General features: G+C 43.7%; 5 protein-coding genes. 1 reads left to right on the top strand and 4 read right to left on the bottom strand.

Going from position 1 to position 4,320, the window contains the following annotated elements; all coding sequences use genetic code 11:
* Nucleotides 1–126: 126 nt before the first annotated feature.
* The 4 genes from QZZ43_RS19180 to QZZ43_RS19165 all read right to left on the bottom strand — a co-directional run bounded on the left by QZZ43_RS19180 (nucleotide 127) and on the right by QZZ43_RS19165 (nucleotide 3,991).
* Complete coding sequence (locus tag QZZ43_RS19180; RefSeq protein WP_291862698.1) at nucleotides 127–1,365, bottom strand: FtsX-like permease family protein; 1,239 nt, start codon at nucleotides 1,363–1,365, stop codon at nucleotides 127–129.
* A gap of 15 nt (nucleotides 1,366–1,380) precedes the next feature.
* Nucleotides 1,381–2,211 carry a bifunctional 2-polyprenyl-6-hydroxyphenol methylase/3-demethylubiquinol 3-O-methyltransferase UbiG gene (locus tag QZZ43_RS19175; RefSeq protein ID WP_291862695.1) on the bottom strand — a complete coding sequence of 277 codons (831 nt, stop codon included), beginning with the start codon at nucleotides 2,209–2,211 and terminating at the stop codon, nucleotides 1,381–1,383.
* 236 nt (nucleotides 2,212–2,447) lie between these two features.
* The gene (gene rbfA, locus QZZ43_RS19170) at nucleotides 2,448–2,786 is read right to left on the bottom strand and encodes a 30S ribosome-binding factor RbfA (RefSeq protein ID WP_291862694.1); all 339 of its coding nucleotides are present in this window, start codon (nucleotides 2,784–2,786) and stop codon (nucleotides 2,448–2,450) included.
* Nucleotides 2,787–2,941: 155 nt separating this feature from the next.
* Nucleotides 2,942–3,991 (bottom strand): glycosyltransferase, encoded by a 1,050-nt coding sequence (locus QZZ43_RS19165; protein WP_291862691.1) that lies wholly within the window; start codon nucleotides 3,989–3,991, stop codon nucleotides 2,942–2,944.
* A 96-nt stretch (nucleotides 3,992–4,087) separates the two neighbouring features.
* On the opposite strand from QZZ43_RS19165, the gene QZZ43_RS19160 reads away from it, so the two are divergent.
* The coding region (locus QZZ43_RS19160; RefSeq protein ID WP_291862688.1) for a hypothetical protein at nucleotides 4,088–4,320 on the top strand (233 nt) is incomplete at its 3' end.

The following is a 4,320-nucleotide window of genomic DNA, read 5'->3' as shown; positions in this document are numbered from 1 at the left end:
ACGTCACCTGGCAGTTACATTTAAAGGACTGGACAATTTCCGATCCGTGAAAATAAAGATGCTGCGCACCGAAAGCATTGAGGAGTTGAATGCTATTCTGAGTGAAATAGCAATCCAGTGGGCCGATCACTCCTCTCCCTGTTCGGAGTAGTATCGGCGAACAATAACACGAACCGGATACCAGGCGGCAAGGAAGCCAATGGCAGACACACTTACATAAACCAACACCATATCGGTCCATTGCAACGCTACGGGGTAAGCATCCACCACAAAAGCCCCTTCACCACCAAAACGAAGCAATCCGTACTGTTGCTGGAGCCAGATAAGAAAAGCACCCAACAGTACTCCTGCTGTTACTCCCGCCAAAGAGATCAGCCAGCCCTCTATCAAAAACACCCTGTTAATTAATGTCCGTCCTGCCCCCATGCTTCGTAGTGTTCCAATGCTTTCACGTTTCTCAAAAATAAGGAGAGACAAGGTTCCGATTACATTAAAAAGAGCAATTACCAAGATAAATAAGAGGATCAAGTACGCCATCAGCTTCTCCACCCGCATCAGCTTGTAAAAAGTTGCATGTTGCTCATGCTGATCCTGAACCAAAAATCCGGAACCCAGAAGTTCTTTCAACCGCGATTTTACATCCTCCGGGTAGGCCTCCCCTTTCAAAGAAATCCCCAGTGACGAAACGTGTTCGTCACCGTACTCAAACAAGTTGCGTGCCTGATTAATACTGACAACCAGATAACGGGAGTCGTAATCTAGTTGCTGCACAGCAAACATCCCGGAGGGCTGGATATACTCTTTCCGAAACGACAAATCGGGCCGCATCATATTTATTTGACCGGTACGCCGCGGAACATACATCACCAACGGTTTCACAAAATTCAATCGCAATCCAAGCTGATCGGCCAGCACATAACCGATAACGCCCATCTTTTGAGACGAATCGTGCAATTTATACTCTCCCTCTATAATAATGGAATCAATGCCCGACACTTGTGAAAAATGCTCATCCACTCCCATCACAATAGCAGGAACCTGCCGCTTACTGGACCGCAACAACGCCTGTCCTTCAAGAACCTGGGAAACCACAGAAATGCCTTCTGTTTCCAGAATTTGCTGATAAGGAACAGAATCCACACTAAATACCTTCTCCTTTTCGGATAAAATTTTCAATTCGGGATCAAAAGAACCATAAAGCGACCCGATAAGACCGTGCAATCCGTTAAAAACCGCCAACACTACAATCAAAGCCAGGGAACCCACCAAAACACCCGTCACCGAAATCATAGAAATAACATTGATAACGTTCTGGGATTTTTTGGCAAACAGGTACCTCAACGCAATATGCAGAGCCAGCTTCATAAGTCTTAGATTTTTCTATTGGTTTGCCGGTTTAAAGGCCTTCACAATTAAACCAGTTCCCTCTTCATGTTGCATGGAAATATCAATCAGGTTCAGCAGCCAGGCAAAAGGCCAGGATATCAAATAATAAAAGGGCAACAGCAAAAAAAACAGCTTACTCTTATTGAGCATTGTAATGGGAAACTTCATGGAGAGTAACCAGGATATATGTCCCGGTTTTCCATAAGAATATCGGCAATCAATGTCCTTAAAACCTGCATCCTGCAATTTTTCCCGGATATCTTCCATATTGTAACCGTCCCTCACATGCTCGTCAATAAACCCTGAAATTCCGTCACCGCTGTGTTCGTGGGCATCAGAACCACCCTTATCCGAAGGTGTGGAAATCAACAACATACCTCCCCGAGCCATGCTTTCAAAAAAATTATGAAATACTTTTCGGTCTTCCTCAATATGCTCCATCACATCAACCGACAAAACCAGGTCGTAAGTTTCAGGCTCACTGAAAGTGGTAAGATCGTCCATTTTAAAATGAACCCTTCCTCCTATGCCCAAAACTTTGAAAAACCGGTTACAATCAGCCACCTGTTCCTCTTTCACATCCACCCCAAGAATCCGATAGTCGTCGCCTAACCGCGACATCGACCAGGTGTATTGTCCAAACCCTGAACCCGCGTCCAGTATGTCTGCAACCGGGCCCTGGCGTGAAGCCCATTTCTTCAACTCGCGACGGATGTACCACGACCTCAATAGCAGAATATTCAATAACCGGTAAAACAACAGCCGGAAACCGGGTGTTGCGTTAAAAACACGTCCCAGCGAACGTTTTATAGGATCATATTGCATAGTTTACAACCAGATTAAAGTATTTGGTATGTGGAATTAAACAATCTTTTTTTGTCCAAAACTGCCCTTATCATTTTCCAAAAAGGGATTTCATCCTTAAAACCCTGACCTACTTCAATTCACGATAAAACAGCCTTGTTTTTAGGCTTACCGGCCAAGGTCCGCCCCAATCAAACCCATCAACAACAAAGAGGATGGCAAAAAAGATACTTTTTATACCAAGCCCATTCTTCATTCTATTCTTTCAACAGCTGGTCAATGTTGTCGATGTAATCCAGACTGTCATCGATGAAGAACTCCAATTCGGGAATCACCCGCAGCTGTTTTCCGGCCCTTTTCCCTAACGCAAAACGGATTTGCGAAGAATGCTCCCTGATCTTATCATAGACCTCCTCTTTACGTTCGGGTGGAAAGATGCTAAGATAGACCCGCGCGACGCCAAGATCGGATGTAACCCTTACCACCGTCACCGAAACCAACGCACCCGCAGTAACTTCTTTAACCTCTCGTTGAAACATCTCACTCATATCCTTCTGAATGAGTCTTCCTATCTTTTTTTGACGTGTACTGTCCATGTTTTTTTTTGTTTTAAGACACAATACTCCGTTAAACTTTTACAAATAACTTACTTAAAAAACCTCAAACATTGACCACAACTTTCTAATAATAACTTTGCGTCCTTACGTCTCTGCTTTTAGTTATTCTTTTACGGACTATTGAAAGCACGAAGTTAGGCAAAATTATGCAAACACTTTTCCAACTCATCCACCATACGTTCTGTATCAAAAAGTGCAGCCACTGTATCTTTTCCGTTCCTGCCTGAAGCTGCCAACTCTTCAGGGTGCATTTTCATGAGCTTATGAAGCTTTCTTCCAATCTCTCCGACCTCTCTGCCAACAAGATATCCGTTGTGCCGATGTACAATAAATTCTCCGGCACCACCAGCATTTGTCGTCAACACCGGAACCCCGGCAGCCATGGCTTCCACCAGTGCATTGCTGATGCCTTCATTAGCGGAAAAGAGGCAAAAAAGAGAGGCTTTTGTCAGCCACGGCTTCGGATCGGCAAATCCTTCGAGAAAAACGATTTCCTCTAATCCGTATTTCTGAATCTGTTTTCGCAACGAAGTTTCTTCCCTTCCTTTACCCAAAATATGAACTTCCAAACGGGAACGGGATTCTACAGACATCCTTGCCAATACCTCAACAAGCAGATGAAAACCTTTGCGCCGGGTAAGCATTCCTGTAGATACCACAAGGAAAGAATCAGAAGAAGGCGAAGAAACGGGAAACTCCTTAAGTCCTGGAATTCCGTTGTAAATAACTCTCACCGGATGATTTCGCATCCAGGGATATTTCATCAATTCACGTTTTATCCGATGGGCATTCACAATAATTCCGTCATTCAACTTGCCGTAAACCCACCGATGCCATATGGGTAACCTCAATTTCCGGACAATCCCCAATCGGAGAAAATGCCTCACTCCCTGAGATTTTGCAGCCAGTCCACCCAGGAAATATTCTTTCTTTTTGGTGGAAATGACGACATCAATTTTATTCTCTGAAATAACTTTCACGATCTGACGTCGGGTGAACCGGTCAAAAACAGAGGAAAACGGAGCGGAAAAAAATGTAATATCCGAGTCGAAACGACCTTTCAGGTATTCATCTTTCCCCAAAAAGAAAACCTGATGCCGTTTTTTTAACCCGGTCATGGCAATGGAGACCCATTTTTCATTACCTCCCCATACTTTGGAAGAACAGATAAAAAGAATATTCATACGACAGGGCTTATAATCTTCTGAGGTGCAAAAATAACAACAAATCTATTTTTTTTTATATATTGCATATCAACAACTCCTAAAATACTAATATTCATGAAGAAATTAACTGCCTTTCTGCTTTCGCTTGCCGGCACCGCTTTATCGGCAGCGGCTATTGTCCTTTCCAACTCACCCAAAAAAAAGACAAACCCCGAAGCTGAAATTTCTTCGAAGGACAAGGGGGCAAATGAAAGATCCGACGCAATTAAAGAACTTTACAAAACCGCCGGAATTAAAAAAGCTGAAGTTAAACAACTCACCAAGGGTTCACCGACTGTCATTCCGGG

It is taken from the genome of Marinilabilia sp. (assembly GCF_016278715.1).
Classification (GTDB): domain Bacteria; phylum Bacteroidota; class Bacteroidia; order Bacteroidales; family Marinilabiliaceae; genus Marinilabilia.
Note: the sequence above shows the minus strand (reverse complement) of the source record. Positions and strands in the feature narration are given on the sequence as shown.

Coding starts and splice junctions, on each gene's coding strand:
- QZZ43_RS19180 (WP_291862698.1), bottom strand. CDS start 1,365: ATGAAGCTGGCTCTGCATATTGCGTTGAGGTACCTGTTTGCCAAAAAA.
- QZZ43_RS19175 (WP_291862695.1), bottom strand. CDS start 2,211: ATGCAATATGATCCTATAAAACGTTCGCTGGGACGTGTTTTTAACGCA.
- rbfA (WP_291862694.1), bottom strand. CDS start 2,786: ATGGACAGTACACGTCAAAAAAAGATAGGAAGACTCATTCAGAAGGAT.
- QZZ43_RS19165 (WP_291862691.1), bottom strand. CDS start 3,991: ATGAATATTCTTTTTATCTGTTCTTCCAAAGTATGGGGAGGTAATGAA.